Source organism: Nocardioides caricicola (genome assembly GCF_039541135.1).
GTDB classification, from domain to species: Bacteria; Actinomycetota; Actinomycetes; order Propionibacteriales; family Nocardioidaceae; genus Nocardioides; species Nocardioides caricicola.
In genome coordinates this window covers 509,848-527,385 of sequence record NZ_BAABFQ010000003.1, presented here as the reverse complement: position 1 = coordinate 527,385, position 17,538 = coordinate 509,848, and the positions used below count along the sequence as shown (strand labels likewise).

The following is a 17,538-nucleotide window of genomic DNA, read 5'->3' as shown; positions in this document are numbered from 1 at the left end:
GTCCGGTCGGCGGTGCGTGTCAGACTGCACGCATGCGCAGCAGGATCAGCGAGGACCACGACCGGGGCGTCGAGCTCCGAGAGGCCATCGACCGCACGGGCTACTACCCGGAGGTCGTGGCCGACGGTGTCGCCGGCGCGGTCGCCGGTGAGCGGGTCGTCGGGTTCTTCGTGCACCACGAGCCGACGTTCGACCGCGACGAGGTGCGCCGCCACCTGTCCGTCGTGGTGCTCACGCCGACCCGGCTGATCCTCGCCCACACCGACGAGCACGAGGGCGACGACCTGCTGCCCGAGCCGTACACCTCGACCTCGACCGAGGCGATCCGCCTCAACGCCGTGAAGTCCGTCGTCGTCACCCGGATGATCGCGAACCCGACCTCCGGCCCGAGCCAGCCGGCCGAGGCCGTGATGACGATCGGGTGGGGCGGGGTGAGCCGGGTGGACCTCGAGCCCGCCGGCTGCAACGACCCGAACTGCGACGCCGACCACGGCTACACCGGCGTCCTCGCCTCCGACGACTTCTCGCTGCGGGTGTCCGCCGCGGCCGACGGGGCCGACGCGGTCGCCGGCCTGCTCGCGTTCGCGGAGTCCCTGTCCGCGCGGACCCACAGCGACTGAGGCCGGGGTGGGCGCGTTCCTGCAGCCGGCCTATGGCGACCGGTCACTGGGTGATGTCGTGCCGGCGGTCGCCGCGGCGCTCGGCCTCGACGTCGCCGGCCGGCCCACCGACCTCCTGCTGCCGGACGCGCCGGCGTACGTCGTGTTCCTCGTCGACGGTCTCGGCGCGCGGCTGCTCGAGCGCTACGCGCACGCCGCGCCCTTCCTGGCCTCGCTCATGGCCGACCAGCAGCCCGGGACGGCCGGCGTACCGTCCACCACCGCGACCAGCCTGACTTCGCTGGGCACCGGCCTGCCGCCGGGCGCGCACGGACTGGTCGGGTTCACGTCTCGCGTGCCGGGCACCGGCAAGCTGCTCAACGCGCTGCTCTGGGACAAGGACGTCGACCCGCTGGAGTGGCAGCCCAACCCCACCGCGTTCACCCGCCTGCACGACCTGGGCGGCACCGCGACCGTCGTCAACAAGCGCGAGTTCCGCGGCAGCGGCCTCACGGTCGCCGCGCACCGGGGCGCGGAGTACGTCGGCGCGGACAAGGTCGGCGAGCGGATCGCGGCCGCGCTGACGACGTCGGCCGAGCGGCAGTCGCTGACCTACCTCTACGACGGCGACCTCGACTGGACCGGCCACCGGTACGGCGTCGCGTCGAGCCAGTGGCTCCAGCAGCTGTCGATGGTCGACGCCGAGGCCGAGCAGCTGCGTGAGGCGCTGCCCCCGCAGGTGCGGCTCCTGGTGGTGGCCGACCACGGCATGGTCGACTCGCCGGCCGAGAGCCGGGTCGACGTCGACGAGCACCTCGACCTGCGGGCGGGGGTCGCCCTGCTCGGCGGCGAGGCGCGGTTCCGCCACCTGTACTGCCAGGGCGGCGCGGTCGCCGACGTCGTCGCGACCTGGCGCGAGCTGCTCGGGCCGCGCGCGGACGTGCTCACGCGCGAGGAGGCGGTCGGCCGCGGCTGGTTCGGCGCGGTCACGCCGTCGGTGCTGCCCCGGCTGGGCGACGTCGTCGTCGCGTGCCACGGGGACACCGCGATCCTGTCGACCGCGGACTTCCCGTACGAAGCCTCGCTGGTCGGCCTGCACGGCTCGCTCACGCCCGATGAGATGTTGATCCCGCTGCTGGTCAGCTGAGAACGGTTTGTCGCGAGGTCCGAATGGACACGCTCTAGGGGTGCGGCCCACCGGCCGCCGTTTCTCTGGAGGGATGCTCAAAACATGCTGTGGACCATTCTCATCATTCTCGCCATCGTCGCCCTGGTGCTCTTCATCCTCGGGCGGGTTCGCGGGGGCCGAGGCATCTGACCGCCGGCGGATGGCGCTCCGCTCTCAGTTGAGCGCCATCCGCGGCTCACCGTTCACCAGGCCGGTGCCCGCGATCGTGCACTTCCCGCTGCGCGGGGCGCCGGCGTTCCAGGCCTGCCGGACGCAGGACCGCGTGGCGAGCTGGGCCCAGTAGTTCGGGTGCAGCGACTCCTGGATGTAGTACGGGCTGCTCGAGCAGCACGTCGAGACGGTCCGGATCTGGTTGATCCACTCGGTCTGGTCGACGGCGCCGGGACTCGTCCAGCTCGCGATCCCGCGCTCCTCGTAGAGCCCGACGGTGTTCTCGCACAGCCGGCGCCCGTTGAACGCCGAGGACAGGTCCAGCGTGCGGGCGTTGGTCAGGCCGGTGTCGGCGACCGCGCCGAACACCGCGCCGTTGATCGTGGGCAGCGCCGAGTCGTTGGCCCAGTCGGCGTCCCTGTTCCAGAAGCCGCAGCCGCCGGTGCTCTGCCGCGTGTAGCCGCTCTCGGAGTAGCGGAACCCGGAGCCGCGGGCGATCGGGCTCGGGTAGTTCTGCACGAGCAGCGTCCACTGCGAGTCGGCGTACCCGGCGTTGCGCATCGCCGTCGCGACGTTCAGCAGCGCGGTCCGGATGCGCGCCCGGACGGCGGCGACGTTCGCCGCGGTGAAGTTCGCCTTCACCGAGCTGTCGTCGTAGCAGTAGTCCTTCCACCAGCTGGGGGAGGCGAGGAAGTCGATCACGCACTGCTGCACGACGTCGGCGAAGTTGAAGTCGTTGCCGCCGATGCTGACCACGACCATGCCGACCCGGTGGGTGGTGGCGAAGCCCTGGAGCATCTTCGCCTGGCCCTGCTTGCCGGCGCCGAAGTCTGCGAAGTCCAGCCCGGGCTTGAAGTTGTCGCCGTTGCTGGTGGTGGTCCTCGCCCCGGAGCAGGCCAGGTTGAGCCCGTTCACGCCGCCGCCGATGTACGCCTCCGACGACTTGCTGCGGTGGCAGCGGTTGATGGTCTCGCCGGTGCCGCTCGCGTTGTCGTAGTACGCCGAGGGCCCGAGTGCGTCGGCGCGCGCCGATGAGGCGTTGCTGCTGCCGGCCCAGCGGCCGGCCTCGCCGGAGATGTAGGAGTCGCCCAGCGTCACCACCCACGGCGTCCCCACGCCTGGCCCGTCGGCCTGGGCCGGTGGCGCGGTCGTCGTCAGCAGCGCGACGGCGGCGGCGATGGTGGTCAGGACGGCGGCAACCCGAGGCGTGATCACCGTCACAACCTAGGGGTCCGGGGCCGGGCCGGGAAGAGGGAAATCCCTAGCCGAACGGCAGCGGCTCCGGGGCCAGCGAGACCGCCTTGGCGCGGGCGGCGGTGAGGCGGCGGCGGTGGTGCTGGCGGCAGAGGACCTCGTAGGCGACGTCGGCGGGGGCCTCGTCGACCTGGTCGACGTCGCCGACCACGATGACCTCGCCCTCGACGACCATCACGCCGTTCTCGGTGCGGGCGTTGTGGGTGGCGCGCTTGCCGCACCAGCACAGCGCCTCGACCTGGAGGACGTTCATCCGGTCGGCGAGCTCGACGAGCCGGCTGCTGCCCTCGAAGAGCTGGGTGCGGAAGTCGGTTAGGATCCCGAACGCGAACACGTCGATCTGGAGCTCGTCGACGATCTTCGCGAGCTGGTCGATCTGCGCGGTCCGGTAGAACTGGGCCTCGTCGCAGATCAGGTAGTCGATCCGGCCGCCCTGGGTGAGCGAGTCGACGACGTAGCGCCAGAAGTCGAAGTCCTCGCCGACCTCGATGGCGTCGTGGGTCAGCCCGAGACGGCTGGAGAGGATCGACGCGCCGGCGCGGTCGCGGGTGGTGAAGATGCGGCCGATCCGCCCACGCGCGGCGTGGTTGTGGTTCGTCTGGAGCGCCAGGGTGCTCTTGCCGGAGTCCATGGTGCCGGTGAAGAAGTGCAGTTCAGCCACGGGGCAGAATCCTCTCATGGGCTCGCCGCTGATCTCCGCCACCGACCTGCGCGAATCGCTGGGGGACGTGACCGTCCTCGACGTCCGCTACCGCACCGGTGGCGCCGCTGGTCCGGCCGAGTTCGACGCCGGCCACGTGCCGGGAGCGGTGTACGTCGACCTGGACACCGCGCTCGCGGCCGCGCCGGGTGACGGGGGCCGCCACCCGCTGCCGGACGTCGCGGTCTTCGAGGCGGCGATGCGCGCCGCCGGGGTCCGCAACGACCGTCCGGTGGTCGTGTACGACGACTGGTCCGGCCTGGCCGCCGGCCGGGCCTGGTGGCTGCTGCGCTACCACGGACACCCGGACGTGCGGGTGCTCGACGGGGCGTGGCCGGCCTGGCGCGAGGCCGGGGGAGCCGTGCAGGCCGTCGCGGTCGCCCCGGAGCCGGGGGACTTCACCGCGCGCCCCGGGGCGCTGCCCGTGGTCGAGGCCGACGACGTGCTCGGTGTCGCCGTCCTCGTCGACGCCCGCGCACCCGAGCGGTTCCGCGGGGAGACCGAGCCGATCGACCCGGTGGCCGGGCGCATCCCCGGCGCGGTCAACGTGCCGACGACGACGAACCTCGGCCCGGACGGGCGGTTCCGCCCCGCCGCCCAGCTGCGCGCGCTGTACGCCGCGGCCGGTGTCACCGGTGAGGAGGACGTCGCGGTCTACTGCGGCTCCGGCGTCACCGCGGTCCACGACATCCTCGCGCTCGAGGTCGCCGGGATCCCGGCCGCGCTCTACCCGGGCAGCTGGTCGGGCTGGATCACCGATCCGAGCCGTCCGGTCGCGACCGGTTAGGAACGCAGCAGGGCGAGGTCGCGCCGGATGTAGCGCAGGTGTGCCCACTCCTCCTCCAGGATCACCCGGACGCAGTCGCCGACCGTCGGGTGCCAGTCGTCGTCGGGACCACCCCACGGGTTGCCGCGCTCCTCGGCGAGCAGCTCGGGCGTGGCCGCGGCCAGGAAGTCGGTCACCAGCTGCTGGCGCTCGGCGCGCACCGCGAGGATCTCGTCGTACGTCGGCTCGTCGGTGCGGAAGATCGACATGTCGAAGCCCATCCGCTCCGCGCCGGTGAAGATCTGGCCGATCTCGTGGAACGGCTGCTCGACGCCCTGGATCGCCCCACGCAGCCAGGCGTCGGTCGCCAGCACCAGGTGCCGCAGGGTCTGCGCGAGCGACCACTCGTCCTCGACGTGCGCGTCGACCAGCTCCGGGGGCGTGCCGGCCACCGTGGTCTGCCACGCCGCCTGCACCGCGAGCCAGCCCTCGCGCAGGCCGTCGGGCGTCTCCGCGTTCTGCAGCTCACGCCCCGGGAACTGCCGGTTGAGCTCGGCCTCCACGAGCGGCACGACGTCGACGCCGTTCACGAGGAGGGTGCCGAACGCCAGGTCGTGGCTGTCGATGTCGAGCCCGCCCACGTCGACGCTGCGCATCGTCACGCCGCTGAGGTCGGAGTAGCGGAACGTCGCGCCCTTGAAGCTCGCCCGGAGGAAGCTGCCGCCCTCGAACTCGTCGGTGCCGGAGTAGGTCGTCATGGCCCCATCATGGCCGCAACGGGGGACAGCCGCTCCCGGCCCGGTCGGCTCAGTCGTCGGCGGTCTTGCTCACGACCGCGTGGTCGGCGTCGAGGGTGACGTCCCAGCCGGTGCCGTCCTCCGCGCGGACCTCGACCTCGTAGGCCACGCCCGGGTCGTCGCTGGCCTCGACCTGGAGGACGGTGCTGCCGCTGCCGACCGCCTCGAGCGCCGCCTGCTCGGCCGCGGTCCGCTCCTCGGGGCTGAGCGCCCGGTCGTCGGTCTCCTCGGCCCCGTCGGAGTCGTCGTCGGAGTCGTCGTCGGACGCGGCGCTGACCTCGTTGAGGTCGTCGTCCAGCGCGACGTCGACCTCGGTGCCGTCGTCCGCGCGGACCTCGACCTCGTAGGCCACGCCCGGGTCGTCGCTGGTCTCGACCTCCTCGGCGGTGCCGCCACCGGCGACCTCGACCGCGGCAGCCGCGACCCGCTCGCGCTCGCTGCCACCGACGCTGTCGTCGGCCGTGGCCGACCACACGGTCGCGCCGGCGCCGATCACGGCCAGGGTGGCGACGGTCGGGATGAGGATGCTCTTCCTGCGGAGGGTGCGGAGGTTCACGGCGATGCCTTTCGTGGCTGGTTCAGTGGTCGCCGTCAGCGTGCACGGACGTCGCTGAACCTCACCTGAACGCGTCTGAAAGGACGTTCAGGTCGCCGGCAGGCGAACGACGAACCGTGCGCCGCCGAGCGGGCTGGTGGCGACGTCGACCGTCCCGCCGTGGGCGGTGACGACCTCTCGCACGATCGCCAGCCCGAGGCCGCTGCCACCCGCGTCCCGGGCCCGGGCCTCGTCGAGCCGGACGAAGCGGTCGAAGACCCGCCCACGATCCTCCGCCGCGATGCCGGGACCGTCGTCCTCCACGACCAGCTCCACGGTGCCGCCGTCCTGACGGACGGTCACGGCGACCACCTCGTCCGCGTGCCGGACGGCGTTGTCGACGAGGTTCTGCACCAGCTGGGCCAGGCTCACCCGGTCGCCGCGGACGCGGCCCGGCCCGATCGCCGAGGAGTCGACGCGCAGGTCCGGCCGGCGAGCTGCCCGGGCCACCGTCAGCGCCAGGTCGTCGAGGTCCACGTCCTGGTCGGTGCGGGCGACCGCGCCCTCGTCGGCTCGCGCGAGCAGCAGCAGCTGCTCGACGAGCCGCTGCATCCGCACGGACTCCTCCAGCACGGCGTCGGCGAGCTCGTCCTCGGGCAGTGCCCCGGGGTGCGCCCGGGCCACCTCGGCCGTCTGCCGGATGCTCGCCAGGGGTGACCGCAGCTCGTGCGAGGCGTCGCTCACGAACTGGCGCTGCCGGTCGCGCGAGTCCTGGAGCCGGCCGAGCATCTGGTTCACGGTGCGCGCCAGGCGGTGGATCTCGTCGCGCGCCGGGGGTTCGGAGACCCGTCGGTCGAGCCGGTCGCCGGTGATCTGCTCGGCCTCCCGCCGGATGCGCTCGACAGGTGCCAGGGCCCGCGTGGTCGCGACCCAGGTCGTGGCACCGACGAGCAGGACCAGCACGGGGAGCCCGACGGCCAGCGGAAGCAGCAGGGCGGTCGTCGACTCGTCCACGTCCTCGAGCGACACCGCGACGGACACGACGTACGGCTGTCCGCCGCTGGTGGCGTCCTCGGTGACCACGAGGTAGGCGTGGTCGGCGCCGGCCACCTCCAGCCGGTCGGCGTCCTCGGTGGGCAGCGGCCGGGCGAGCGGCTGTGAAGCGCGCACCACCTCGCCGGCGGCGTCGGTGACCTGCCAGACCAGCTCCTCGGGCTCGTCCGCGTCGTCGTCGTCGAGCGGAGCCGGGGCCGGAAGTCCCGATGACTCGATCTGCGCGGCGAGGTCCGTGGCCTGCTGCTCGGCGGTGCTCTCGAGGCCGTCGCGCATCGAGTCGCGGACCAGCACCACGAGGGCGGCGCCGCCGAGGAGCAGCGCGACGGTCACGACCAGCACGGCCGCGGCCGTCGTCCGCACCCGCACCGACGCGCGGCTCCAGCGCCGCTCAGCCACCGTCGCTCGCCAACCGGTAGCCGGCGCCGCGGAGCGTCTGGATCGCGGCACGCTCGAACGGCCGGTCGATCTTGTTGCGCAGGTGGCGGACGTAGACCTCGACGATGTTGGGGTCGCCGTCGAAGTCGACGTCCCAGACGGCGTCGAGGATCTGTCGCTTCGACAGGACGTCGCCCGGGTGGCGGGCGAGGAAGGCCAGCAGCGAGAACTCCCGGGCGGTCAGCTCGACCTCGGTGTCGCCCCGCCACACCCGGCGGGCGGCGGGGTCCACCCGGAGGTCGCCCAGCTCCAGCAGGGTCGGGCGCTCCCGGGCGCCGCGGCGGGCGATCGCGCGCAGGCGAGCCACGAGCACCGGGAACGAGAATGGCTTGGTCAGGTAGTCGTCGGCGCCGGTGTCGAGCCCCTCGACCTGGTCCCACTCACCGTCCTTGGCCGTGAGCATCAGGATCGGCGTCCAGTCCTTCTCCTCACGCAGCGCAGCACAGACCCGGTAGCCGTTGATCCCGGGCAGCATCAGGTCGAGCACGATCGCGTCGTAGGTGTTCTCGCGCGCGAGCCACAGCCCGTCGGTGCCGTCGTGCGCCACGTCGACCGCGAAGCCCTCGGCCTCGAGCCCCACCTGCAGCGAGCGCGCGAGCCGGACCTCGTCGTCGACCACGAGCACGCGCATGGACGCCAGTCTCACGCATCGACCCTGAACCTCCGCTGAACGGCGGCCCCGGTGCTGCTCGGGAGCGGCTCCTCGGACTTCACACCGTCGCGCCCGCGCTACGCGCGGTCCGACCCGCCCGGACCTCCGAACATGATCTCGTCCCAGCTCGGGACCGACGCCCGGCCGCGGGTCTTCTTCACCTCGCGGCGGGGCGGGGCCTCGTGGTGCTCGTCCTCGGCCGCGGCGTCGGCGGCCTCCTCGCGGAGCTCGGCCTCCTCGGCGGCGACCCCGGGGTCGGTCGGCTCCTCGGTGTCGAGGAACGCCTCCACCGGCTGCTCGCTGACCAGGTCGATCGCGTCGTCGCCGAGCGGCAGCTGGTCGTCGAGCTCGCCGACCGCGCTCAGCCGGCGCTGCCGGGCCTGGCGCAGGTCGTCCGCGACCGGCTCGGCCTCGGCGACCGCCTCGCCCACCAGCCAGCGGGCGTCGTCGTTCTCGATCGTCACGTAGTTGCCGGGAGCGTCGAAGAGGAACTCGGCGCGACCGCTGCGGCCCTCGAGCGTGTACGTCGCGGTCAGCGGCCAGCGGCCGTCCTCGCGGCGCCAGGCGTCCCACTCGACGGAGTCGGGGTCCACGTTGAGCGCGCGCAGGTGGGCGCCGACGGCGTCGCCGAGCGCGCGGGCGCCGCCGGTGCCCTCGGGCCGGCGTACCGACGAGCGCTGGGCGCGCTGCGCGACGTGCTGCCGCTCGGCGAGCACGGGCGCCGCGAACGCCATGATCTTGTCGACGGACGTGGCTGCTGCCTGCGCCACCGCCTCCGGCGTCTCGCCGGCCCGGATCCGGGTCTGGATGTCACGGGGACGGAGGGCACTGTCCATCTTGTTCTCCAATCGGCGGGAGTCGCCGCCCAGGGCGGCGCGGAGACGCTGGTCGATCTCGACGGAGTACTCGGCACCCTCGTCGTCGACCAGGAGCAGGCGCGACCCGTCGTCGCTCACTCCGGCGAGCGTGAGGTGCGCCATCGGTGGTCGTGCTCCTGTCCCATCGTTCGTCCGAGTCTTCGGTGCGCCGAGCCTACGCCAGCCGAGGCGTGGTGGCGGGGAGCGTGTCCCGCGCGCCCTACGCTTCCCGGTGTGCTATCCACCGAGCCTTCCACCCCGCTGGTCGTCCTCGACCTGCTGGGGATCTTCGTGTTCGCGATCGCGGGCGCGCTCGTCGCGGTGCGCAAGGAGCTCGACGTGTTCGGGGTGCTCGTGCTGGCCGGGATCACCGGTCTCGGCGGCGGCGTGCTGCGCGACGTGCTGATCGACCGGACCCCGCCGGCGGCACTGGTCGACTGGCGCTACCTGGCGGTGCCGCTGGTCGCCGGACTGCTCGCGTTCGTCTACCACCCCGCCCTCGGGAAGATGGAGCCGTCGATCAACGTGCTCGACGCGTTCGGCCTCGGCCTGTTCTGCGTCACCGGCGCCCAGAAGGCGCTCGACGCCGGTCTCGGCCCGGCGCCGGCCGCGCTGCTCGGCATGGTGACCGGCATCGGCGGCGGCATCATGCGCGACGTGCTCGCCGGACGTGTCCCGGCCGTGTTCCGCGGCGAGCTGTACGCGACCCCGGCGCTGGCCGGCGCGATCGTGGTGGTGGTCGGCAGCTACACCGACCTGCCGTTCGCGATCGTCGCATTCACCGGCGGCGGGCTGTGCATCGTGTGGCGGCTGCTGGCCATCTGGCGGCACTGGCAGGCGCCGGTGCCGACCGGCCCGGCCAGCGTGTGACGTTCTCGTCGGGCACCGATGAATTCCGGCCCGCCGACGGGTCGAGACCGGCATGAGCAACCACGGAGAAGTCACTTGTCGGTGGGCGGTGCCACGATGAGGGGCATGGACCTGGCGATCGAGACCCACGACCTGGTGAAGGTGTTCGGCGAGCAGCGCGCCGTCGACGGCGTCGACCTGGCGATCCCCGCCGGCGGCGTGTACGGCGTGCTCGGCCCCAACGGCGCCGGCAAGACCACGACCATCAAGATGCTCGCCACGTTGCTGGTGCCCGACGGGGGCACGGCCACGGTTCTCGGGCACGACGTCGCGCGGGAGCCGGCGAAGGTCCGGGCCCGGGTGGCGATGACCGGCCAGTTCGCCTCCCTCGACGAGGACCTCACGGGCCTGGAGAACCTCGTCCTGCTGGCCCGGCTCTACGGCTACTCGCGGCCGGCGGCGAAGGCGCGGGCGATGGAGCTGCTCGAGGCGTTCGGGTTGGGCGACGCCGTCAAGAAGCAGGTGAAGGCCTACTCCGGCGGCATGCGGCGCCGCATCGACATCGCCGGGTCGATCGTGGTCCGGCCCGACCTGATGTTCCTCGACGAGCCCACCACCGGGCTCGACCCGCGCAGCCGCAACCAGGTCTGGGAGATCGTCCGCGGCCTGGTCGGCGCCGGCACCACGGTGCTCCTGACCACCCAGTACCTCGAGGAGGCCGACCAGCTCGCCGACCGGATCGCGGTCATCGACCACGGCAGGGTGATCGCCGAGGGCACGACCGGCGAGCTCAAGGCGTCGGTCGGGTCGGGTGCGGTCCACGTCCGGGTGGCCGACCCCGCCACGCGCGACGAGGTGGCCCGGCTGCTGTCCGAGTCGCTCGGGGCCGAGCCGGTGCTCGAGTCCGACCGCGCGGCCATCAGCATGCGCGTCGACGACCCCTCCGGCGTCGCGGCCGCGCTCTACCGGGTCGGCGAACGCGGCCTGGCCATCACCGAGTACAGCCTCGGCCAGCCCAGTCTCGACGAGGTGTTCCTCGCCCTGACCGGCCGGCCAGCCGAGTCCGACGGCACCGACGAGGAGGACGCAGCATGACGACCCAGGCGACCCGACCCCAGGACGCCCCGGCGCTCGACGCCAGCGTGATCGCCGCACTCGGCGCCGGCGAGCGACCAGCGCCCGCGAACGCCGTGCGGTCGTCGCTGACGTTCGGCTGGCGGGCCCTGCTGAAGATCAAGCACGTCCCCGAGCAGCTCTTCGACGTGACGATGTTCCCGATCCTCTTCACCCTGATGTTCACCTACGTCTTCGGCGGAGCGATCGCGGGCTCGACGCAGGACTACCTCCAGTACGCCCTGCCCGGCATCCTCACCCAGACGGTCGTGTTCATCACGATGTACACCGGCCTGACCATCAACACCGACATCGAGAAGGGCGTCTTCGACCGCTTCCGGTCGCTGCCCGTCTGGCGGGCGTCGCTGCTGGTCGGGGCCCTGCTCGGCGACACCCTGCGCTACTGCCTGGCCTCGATCATGGTGCTGACGGTCGGCGTCCTGATCGGCTACCGCGCTCCCGGTGGCGTCAGCGGCGTGCTGCTGGCCGTGCTCCTGCTGCTCGTCTTCTGCTTCTCGCTGAGCTGGCTGTGGCTGATCGTCGGCCTCAAGGCGCGCACCCCCAACGCGGTCATGGGCGTGTCGATGATGGTGCTGTTCCCGCTCACGTTCATCAGCTCGGTCTTCGCGCCGCCGGAGACGATGCCGAGCTGGCTGCAGAAGTTCGTCGACATCAACCCGGTCACGCTGCTCTGCGAGGCCGCGCGCGGGCTGATGGACGGCACACCCGACGGCGGCGACATCACGATCGTGCTGGTGCTGTCGGCGGTCGTGACCGCGGTCTTCGCCCCGATCGCGCTGCGGCTCTACAACCGCAAGTCGTAGGTCAGTCGCCGAGCACGCGCCGCAGGTAGGGGTTGGCGAAGACCCGCTCGGGGTCGAGCTTGTCGCGCATCGCGAGGAACTCGCCGAAGCGCGGGTACGCCGGCGCGAGGTCTGCGGCCGTGCGGGTGTGCACCTTGCCCCAGTGCGGGCGGCCGTCGTGCGCGCGCATGATCGGCTCGAGCAGCGCGAAGTACGCGAGGTGGTCGGCGTCGACGTGGGTGTGGAACGCCAGGTAGAGCGAGTCGCGCCCGGTCGAGGTCGAGAGCGGGATGTCGTCGGCCGGGGTGGTGCGGATCTCGACCGGGAACGTGATGTTCAGGTCCGAGGCCTCGATCGCGGCGCGCGCCTCGCGGAGCGCGGTGAGGCCGGCCTCACGGGGCAGCGCGTACTCCATCTCTCGGAAGCGCACGTTCCGCGGGGCGGTGAACACCTTGTGCGCGGCGTCACTGTAGGAGCGTGACGACAGCATCCGGCTGGAGACCTGGTTGAACCTGCGGATCGTGCCCGGGAAGCGGTTGGTGACCTTGTTGAGGCCGCCGAAGAGCGTGTTCGACAGGAACTCGTCGTCCCACCAGTAGCGCCACCGCGACAGCGGCTCGGCCTCGGAGACCTCGATGTCGAGACGGTCGTTGGTCTTGGTCAGCATCCGGTCGGTGTGCGGGAACCAGTAGCTGTCGACGTGGTGGTGGTTCGCCGCCCGCTCGTCGAAGCCGTCGAGCGCCTCGTCCCAGCTCATCGGGGTCTCGTTGGCCTCGAGCACGAACAGCGGCTCGACGCGGAACGTCAGCGTGGTCAGCACGCCGAGCGCTCCGAGGCCGACGCGGGCGAACTCGAGAACCTCCGGGTTCTCCGTCTCGGTCGCGGTGACGACCTCGCCGGTGCCGGTGACCAGCTGCAGCCCGCAGATCTGCGCGGCCAGCGAGGCGGCGATGCCGCCGGTGCCGTGGGTGCCGGTGGAGGTGGCGCCGGCCAGCGTCTGCTCGGCGATGTCGCCCATGTTGTGCAGGCTCAGCCCGAGCGCCTCGAGCTCGGCGTTCAGCACCTTGAGCTGGGTGCCGGCGAGCGCGGTCACGGTCAGCGCGTCCCGGTCGACGTCGAGGATGCCGCCGAGCCTGGTCGGGCGGAGCATGGTGTGCTCGGGGGCGGAGATCGCGGTGAAGCTGTGCCCGGTGCCCACCATCTTCAGCGTGGTGCGCTCGGTGCGGGCCCGCTCGACGGCGGCCACGATCGCGGCGGTGTCCGTCGGCTCCTCCACGCGCGTGGGACGCGCCGTCTCCAGCTTGGACCAGTTCACCCACTCGTTCACGCGGCGATAGTAGACCCGTCAGTAACCTGGCTCACACCGGGGCCGGAGCGCGGCAAGAGCTGTGCGGCGAGCGCGGCCACGAGGCCCGCGCCGACCGAGACGAGGTACGCCGCCGACGCGCCCTGGTGGTCGACGACCAGGCCGCTGAGCGTGGCCCCCGGGGCGACGCCCGCGACCAGTCCGGTCTGCATGATCGCCATGCCCTCGGTGAGCCGGCCGGACGGCACGGCCTCCTCGGTCAGCGACATCGTCGCGATCATCGTGGGCGCGATCGCGAAGCCGGCGACGAACAATGTGCAGCCCATCAGCGGCAGGGAGTCGACGAAGTACAGGGGGGACATCGCGCACGCCATCGCCACCGCGCCCCAGCGCACCCGGGTCGCGGGGCCACGGCGCCAGTGCACCGCGCCGGTGATGACGCCGGCGGTCAGGCTGCCGAGCGCCCACAGCGCCAGGAGGCCGCCGGACCACGCCTTGTGCCCCTGCTCGTCGGCGAACGCGACCGTGGTGACCTCGGCGGCGCCGAACAGCACGCCCAGGGCCGCGGAGACGACGGCGAGCGGGACGACCGTGGCCCACGGCATCGCCGGGCGCGGACCCGACGTACTGCTGCGCGCGTGGGCGGGCGGCTCGGTCGAGCGCTGTGCGGAGAACGCGAGCGTGCCGCTCACGCAGGCCACGATCGCGACGGCCAGCCCGGCGACCGGGTGCCAGGTGGTGGCCAGCAGCGTCACCACGATCGGCCCGACGATGAACACGGCCTCGTCGAGGACGGCCTCGAGGGCGAAGGCGGTCTGGAGCTCGGAGGGCTGGTCGAGGACGTGCGACCAGCGGGCCCGGACGCTCGACCCGATCTGGGGGAGGAACGCGCCGGACACCGCGGCGAAGACGTACGACGTCGCGATCGGCCAGTCGGCCTGGACCGACGCGACCAGCAGCGAGGTCCCGATCCCGAAGCCGACGCTCGCGGCCGCGAGCACCGTCGCCTGGCCGAGCCGGTCGAGCAGCCGGCCCTGCAGGATCGCGAAGCCGGCGTTGGCGACCATGAAGGCCGCGGACACGGCGCCGGCCACGCCGTAGGAGTCCCGCGCGGCCGAGACCAGCAGCACGATGCCGAGGCCGACCATCGAGATCGGCAGCCGCGCGACCAGTCCGATCATCGAGAAACGCAGGGTGCCGGGGTAGGTCAGGATCCGGCGGTACGACGTGAACACCTGCCGACGCTATCGGTGGCCGCCGACCGGCGGCGAATCGATAACCACCCGTTCCTAGGATGGCTGGTATGACCCCCGATCCCGCGCCGTACGACGCCGTCCTGCTCGTGTCGTTCGGCGGCCCGGAGAAGCCCGATGACGTCGTGCCGTTCCTGGAGAACGTCACCCGAGGGCGCGGCATCCCGCGCGAGCGCCTGGAGGAGGTCGGCGAGCACTACTTCCTCTTCGGTGGCCGCTCGCCCATCAACGACCAGAACCGCGCGTTCCTCGCCGCCCTCCGCGAGGACCTGGCCGGCGCCGGCCTCGACCTGCCGGTCTACTGGGGCAACCGGAACTGGGACCCGTACCTCACCGACACGATCGCGCAGATGGCCGCCGACGGCGTACGCCGGGCCGCGTGCTTCGTCACCAGCGCGTACTCGTCGTACTCGTCGTGCCGGCAGTACCGCGAGAACCTGTTCGACGCCGTCGCCGGCGTCGAGAACGCCCCGGTGCTCGACAAGCTCCGCAACTACTTCAACCACCCCGGCTTCGTGGAGCCGATGGTGGACGCGACGCTGGCCGCGCTGGCCGAGCTGCCCGCCGAGGTCCGCGACACCGCGCACCTCGCGTTCGTCACGCACTCGATCCCGGACTCGATGAACGACGGCAGCGGCCCCGAGGGCAACGCGTACGTCGAGCAGCACCTGAGCGTCGCCGAGGCCGTGGTCGACCGGGTGCGCCAGGAGACCGGGCGCCGCCACGACCACCGGCTGGTGTTCTGCTCGCGGTCCGGCTCGCCGCAGACGCCGTGGCTGGAGCCCGACATCAACGACCACCTCGAGGAGCTGCACGGGGCCGGCGCCACCGGGGTCGTGATGGTGCCGATCGGCTTCGTCTCCGACCACATGGAGGTCATCTACGACCTCGACACCGAGGCGCTGGCGACCGCGAAGGAGCTCGGGCTGCCGGTGACTCGTGCCGCAACCGCGGGGCTGGACCCGCGCTTCGTCGCCACGGTGCGCGACCTGCTGCTGGAGCGCGCGGCCGTCGAGCGCGGCGAGGAGGTCGCCCGCGCGGCCGTCGGCTCCTGGGGGCCGTGCTGGGACCGCTGCCCGGTCGGCTGCTGCCCCAACCCGCGCGCCGAGCGCCCGGCGCTCGCGGGTGCCGACTCGTGACCTCGAACGCCGACCTGGCGGCCCTCGCCCTCGACGTCGCTCGCCGTGCCGCCGACCTGGTGCGCGAGCGCCGCGCCGGCGAGGTCACGGTCGCGGCGACCAAGTCCAGCGCCGTCGACATCGTCACCGAGGCCGACCGCGCCAGCGAGGTGCTGATCCGTGACCTGATCACCGCCGCGCGCCCCGACGACGGCATCCTCGGCGAGGAGGGCGACGACCTCATCGGCCGCTCGGGCGTGCGCTGGCTGGTCGACCCGATCGACGGGACCGTGAACTTCCTCTACGGCCTGCCCCAGTACGCCGTCTCGATCGCGGCCGAGCGGGACGGCGTCGTGGTCGCCGGTGTCGTGCTCAACGTCGCCTCGGGCGCCGAGTACGTCGGCCACCTGGCCGACGAGCACGGCGCGGCGTCCGTGACGCGCGACGGCGTGCCGATCGCGGTCCGCGAGACGGTGCCGCTGTCGCTGCGGCTGCTCGTGACGGGCTTCAACTACGACACCTCGATCCGCGAGCTCCAGGCCGCGGCCCTCGCCCGGCTGATCGGCAAGGTCCGCGACGTGCGCCGGCTCGGCTCGTGCGCCCTGGACCTCTGCCACGTCGCCGAGGGCGCGGTGGACGGGTACTTCGAGGAGGGCGTGAACATCTGGGACCACGCGGCTGGCGGCCTGATCGCGCGGCTGGCCGGAGCGCGCCTGGAGATGATTCGCGGGATCGGGGGTACAGACCTGGTCGTCTGCGGACCGGAGGACGGCTTCGAGGAACTGCTCACGGCCGTCCGAAATGCGGGGTTCTCACCCGAAATGGGGGAATAGTCCGCGTTCACCCGATGTTCACGCTCCGCGCCGTGGATGCGAAGTGCGAAAACCGTGCTGGATGGTGCATGATCTGGCGCTCGAACGGCGCAACACAGTGATGGCTTCAGGGAGTTGGAAACAAGGATGGCGACTGACTACGACGCACCGCGGAAGAACGAGGACGAGCAGTCCGAGGAGAGCATCGAGGAGCTGAAGGCCCGCCGCCACGACAAGAACTCGGGCAAGGTCGACGAGGACGAGGCCGAGGCCGCTGAGTCGTTCGAGCTGCCGGGCGCGGACCTCTCGCACGAGGAGCTCGCGGTTGAGGTGAAGCCGAAGCAGGATGACGAGTTCACCTGCATGAGCTGCTTCCTGGTGCACCACCGCAGCCAGCTGGCGGACCCGAAGAAGATGATCTGCCGCGACTGCGCGTGAGAGACGAACAGCGAGAAGGGCCGCGACCCCACCGGGGTCGCGGCCCTTCTCTCGTTCGTGGGGCTACTTGCCGTCGGCCTGCAGCTGGCCGGGCAGGTGGCCGGTCGAGCGCTGGTAGTACAGCGCGGCCTTGCGCTGCACGGTCATCCGCACCAGGCCCACGGCGGTGCCGCTGAAGGCGGCCCACAGGACGGCCTCGGTCGTGTCGACGTCAGGATCCGCCGGGTTGATCGGTGGGTTCTTCCCGGTCGCGGCCCGCCAGGCGACGTCGGTCACCTTCTTGGCCGCCGCCACGGCGGCCAGCGTGGCCACGATCGAGAACGCGCTCCACGCCTTCGAGTCAGATGCCATGGGGGAACCCTACCCAGCCACGTCAGCCAGGAACGTCCAGGGCGTTCAGCGCCCGGGCCAGCTCCTCGGGACGCCGCGTGCTCAGCAGCCAGTACGGCGCGGGGTCCGCGGGGTCGGTGATCTCGACCTTCACCGCGCGCTTGAGGTAGGGCCGCAGCAGCAGGTAGGCGCGCGCGTCCGCGTCGACCCCGGCGGCGCGTCGCGCCTGCTCCTCGTCCAGCGCGGTCGCCGTACCGAGGTGGCGGGCCTCGATGTGCGCGCGGCCGGCGCGCAGCTCTGCGTCGGCCACGACGATCCGGGCGTTGCCGAACGCCCACAGGCAGAAGACCAGCAGGGCCAGCGCGACCGCGGTCACCAGCCAGGCGACGGGGGTGGGCGTCGCGACCGCGACCGCCAGCCAGAGCGCGGCCACCAGCATCGTGCCCTGCACCCACCAGCGCAGCGGGACGCCGAGTCGCTCGGTGTAGGCAGGAGTGAGGCTCACGGGCGGCAATCCTTCCATTGG

General features: G+C 72.4%; 20 protein-coding genes. 9 read left to right on the top strand and 11 right to left on the bottom strand.

Going from position 1 to position 17,538, the window contains the following annotated elements; genetic code table 11:
* Nucleotides 1-32: 32 nt before the first annotated feature.
* Complete coding sequence (locus tag ABD875_RS04320; protein ID WP_345171573.1) at nt 33-620, top strand: DUF5998 family protein; 588 nt, start codon at nt 33-35, stop codon at nt 618-620.
* A gap of 7 nt (nt 621-627) precedes the next feature.
* Nucleotides 628-1,746, top strand: a complete 1,119-nt coding sequence (locus tag ABD875_RS04315) for an alkaline phosphatase family protein (protein ID WP_345171571.1) — start codon at nt 628-630, stop codon at nt 1,744-1,746.
* Between the two features lie 195 nt (nt 1,747-1,941).
* Here ABD875_RS04315 and ABD875_RS04310 read toward each other — a convergent pair whose 3' ends face one another.
* Both ABD875_RS04310 and ABD875_RS04305 read right to left on the bottom strand, forming a co-directional pair.
* Nucleotides 1,942-3,153 (bottom strand): SGNH/GDSL hydrolase family protein, encoded by a 1,212-nt coding sequence (locus tag ABD875_RS04310; protein WP_345171569.1) that lies wholly within the window; start codon nt 3,151-3,153, stop codon nt 1,942-1,944.
* 46 nt (nt 3,154-3,199) lie between these two features.
* On the bottom strand, nt 3,200-3,853 hold the full coding sequence (locus tag ABD875_RS04305) for a thymidine kinase (RefSeq protein WP_345171567.1): 654 nt from the start codon (nt 3,851-3,853) through the stop codon (nt 3,200-3,202).
* Nucleotides 3,854-3,869: 16 nt separating this feature from the next.
* Here ABD875_RS04305 and ABD875_RS04300 point away from each other — a divergent pair, with 16 nt between their 5' ends.
* Nucleotides 3,870-4,679, top strand: coding sequence for a sulfurtransferase (locus ABD875_RS04300; protein ID WP_345171565.1), 810 nt, complete (start codon nt 3,870-3,872; stop codon nt 4,677-4,679).
* Here the strand turns inward: ABD875_RS04300 and ABD875_RS04295 are convergent.
* The 5 genes from ABD875_RS04295 to sepH form a co-directional block, all read right to left on the bottom strand.
* On the bottom strand, nt 4,676-5,416 hold the full coding sequence (locus tag ABD875_RS04295; protein WP_345171563.1) for a DinB family protein: 741 nt from the start codon (nt 5,414-5,416) through the stop codon (nt 4,676-4,678). The genes ABD875_RS04300 and ABD875_RS04295 overlap by 4 nt on opposite strands.
* A gap of 49 nt (nt 5,417-5,465) precedes the next feature.
* Nucleotides 5,466-6,011 (bottom strand): PepSY domain-containing protein, encoded by a 546-nt coding sequence (locus ABD875_RS04290; protein ID WP_345171561.1) that lies wholly within the window; start codon nt 6,009-6,011, stop codon nt 5,466-5,468.
* A gap of 87 nt (nt 6,012-6,098) precedes the next feature.
* Entirely contained in the window at nt 6,099-7,442 is a 1,344-nt protein-coding gene (locus ABD875_RS04285; RefSeq protein ID WP_345171559.1) for a sensor histidine kinase, read from the bottom strand.
* Nucleotides 7,435-8,127, bottom strand: a complete 693-nt coding sequence (locus ABD875_RS04280) for a response regulator transcription factor (RefSeq protein WP_425576183.1) — start codon at nt 8,125-8,127, stop codon at nt 7,435-7,437. The genes ABD875_RS04285 and ABD875_RS04280 overlap by 8 nt, the downstream gene beginning before the upstream one ends.
* An 83-nt stretch (nt 8,128-8,210) precedes the next feature.
* Nucleotides 8,211-9,113 carry a septation protein SepH gene (sepH, locus tag ABD875_RS04275; RefSeq protein WP_345171557.1) on the bottom strand — a complete coding sequence of 301 codons (903 nt, stop codon included), beginning with the start codon at nt 9,111-9,113 and terminating at the stop codon, nt 8,211-8,213.
* A 111-nt stretch (nt 9,114-9,224) separates the two neighbouring features.
* Here sepH and ABD875_RS04270 point away from each other — a divergent pair, with 111 nt between their 5' ends.
* The 3 genes from ABD875_RS04270 (at nt 9,225) to ABD875_RS04260 (ending at nt 11,776) form a co-directional block, all read left to right on the top strand.
* Nucleotides 9,225-9,860: a trimeric intracellular cation channel family protein gene (locus ABD875_RS04270; RefSeq protein ID WP_345171555.1), complete on the top strand. Its 636-nt coding sequence runs from the start codon at nt 9,225-9,227 to the stop codon at nt 9,858-9,860.
* Nucleotides 9,861-9,965: 105 nt separating this feature from the next.
* Complete coding sequence (locus ABD875_RS04265) at nt 9,966-10,934, top strand: ATP-binding cassette domain-containing protein (RefSeq protein WP_345171553.1); 969 nt, start codon at nt 9,966-9,968, stop codon at nt 10,932-10,934.
* Nucleotides 10,931-11,776: an ABC transporter permease gene (locus ABD875_RS04260; protein ID WP_345171551.1), complete on the top strand. Its 846-nt coding sequence runs from the start codon at nt 10,931-10,933 to the stop codon at nt 11,774-11,776. The genes ABD875_RS04265 and ABD875_RS04260 overlap by 4 nt, the downstream gene beginning before the upstream one ends.
* 1 nt (nt 11,777) lies before the next feature.
* Here ABD875_RS04260 and ABD875_RS04255 read toward each other — a convergent pair whose 3' ends face one another.
* Nucleotides 11,778-13,082 (bottom strand): D-arabinono-1,4-lactone oxidase, encoded by a 1,305-nt coding sequence (locus ABD875_RS04255; RefSeq protein WP_345171549.1) that lies wholly within the window; start codon nt 13,080-13,082, stop codon nt 11,778-11,780.
* The gene (locus tag ABD875_RS04250; protein ID WP_345171547.1) at nt 13,079-14,296 is read right to left on the bottom strand and encodes an MFS transporter; all 1,218 of its coding nucleotides are present in this window, start codon (nt 14,294-14,296) and stop codon (nt 13,079-13,081) included. The genes ABD875_RS04255 and ABD875_RS04250 overlap by 4 nt, the downstream gene beginning before the upstream one ends.
* A gap of 68 nt (nt 14,297-14,364) precedes the next feature.
* Here ABD875_RS04250 and ABD875_RS04245 point away from each other — a divergent pair, with 68 nt between their 5' ends.
* The 3 genes from ABD875_RS04245 to ABD875_RS04235 all read left to right on the top strand — a co-directional run bounded on the left by ABD875_RS04245 (nt 14,365) and on the right by ABD875_RS04235 (nt 16,682).
* On the top strand, nt 14,365-15,453 hold the full coding sequence (locus ABD875_RS04245) for a ferrochelatase (RefSeq protein ID WP_345171545.1): 1,089 nt from the start codon (nt 14,365-14,367) through the stop codon (nt 15,451-15,453).
* Nucleotides 15,450-16,265, top strand: coding sequence for an inositol monophosphatase family protein (locus tag ABD875_RS04240; protein ID WP_345171543.1), 816 nt, complete (start codon nt 15,450-15,452; stop codon nt 16,263-16,265). Before ABD875_RS04245 ends, ABD875_RS04240 begins: the two co-directional genes overlap by 4 nt.
* Nucleotides 16,266-16,391: 126 nt before the next feature.
* Entirely contained in the window at nt 16,392-16,682 is a 291-nt protein-coding gene (locus ABD875_RS04235; protein ID WP_011756350.1) for a DUF4193 domain-containing protein, read from the top strand.
* Between the two features lie 63 nt (nt 16,683-16,745).
* Here ABD875_RS04235 and ABD875_RS04230 read toward each other — a convergent pair whose 3' ends face one another.
* Both ABD875_RS04230 and ABD875_RS04225 read right to left on the bottom strand, forming a co-directional pair.
* Complete coding sequence (locus tag ABD875_RS04230) at nt 16,746-17,033, bottom strand: DUF4235 domain-containing protein (RefSeq protein WP_345171536.1); 288 nt, start codon at nt 17,031-17,033, stop codon at nt 16,746-16,748.
* A 22-nt stretch (nt 17,034-17,055) separates the two neighbouring features.
* Entirely contained in the window at nt 17,056-17,517 is a 462-nt protein-coding gene (locus tag ABD875_RS04225) for a DUF3093 domain-containing protein (RefSeq protein ID WP_345171534.1), read from the bottom strand.
* Nucleotides 17,518-17,538 lie beyond the last annotated feature (21 nt).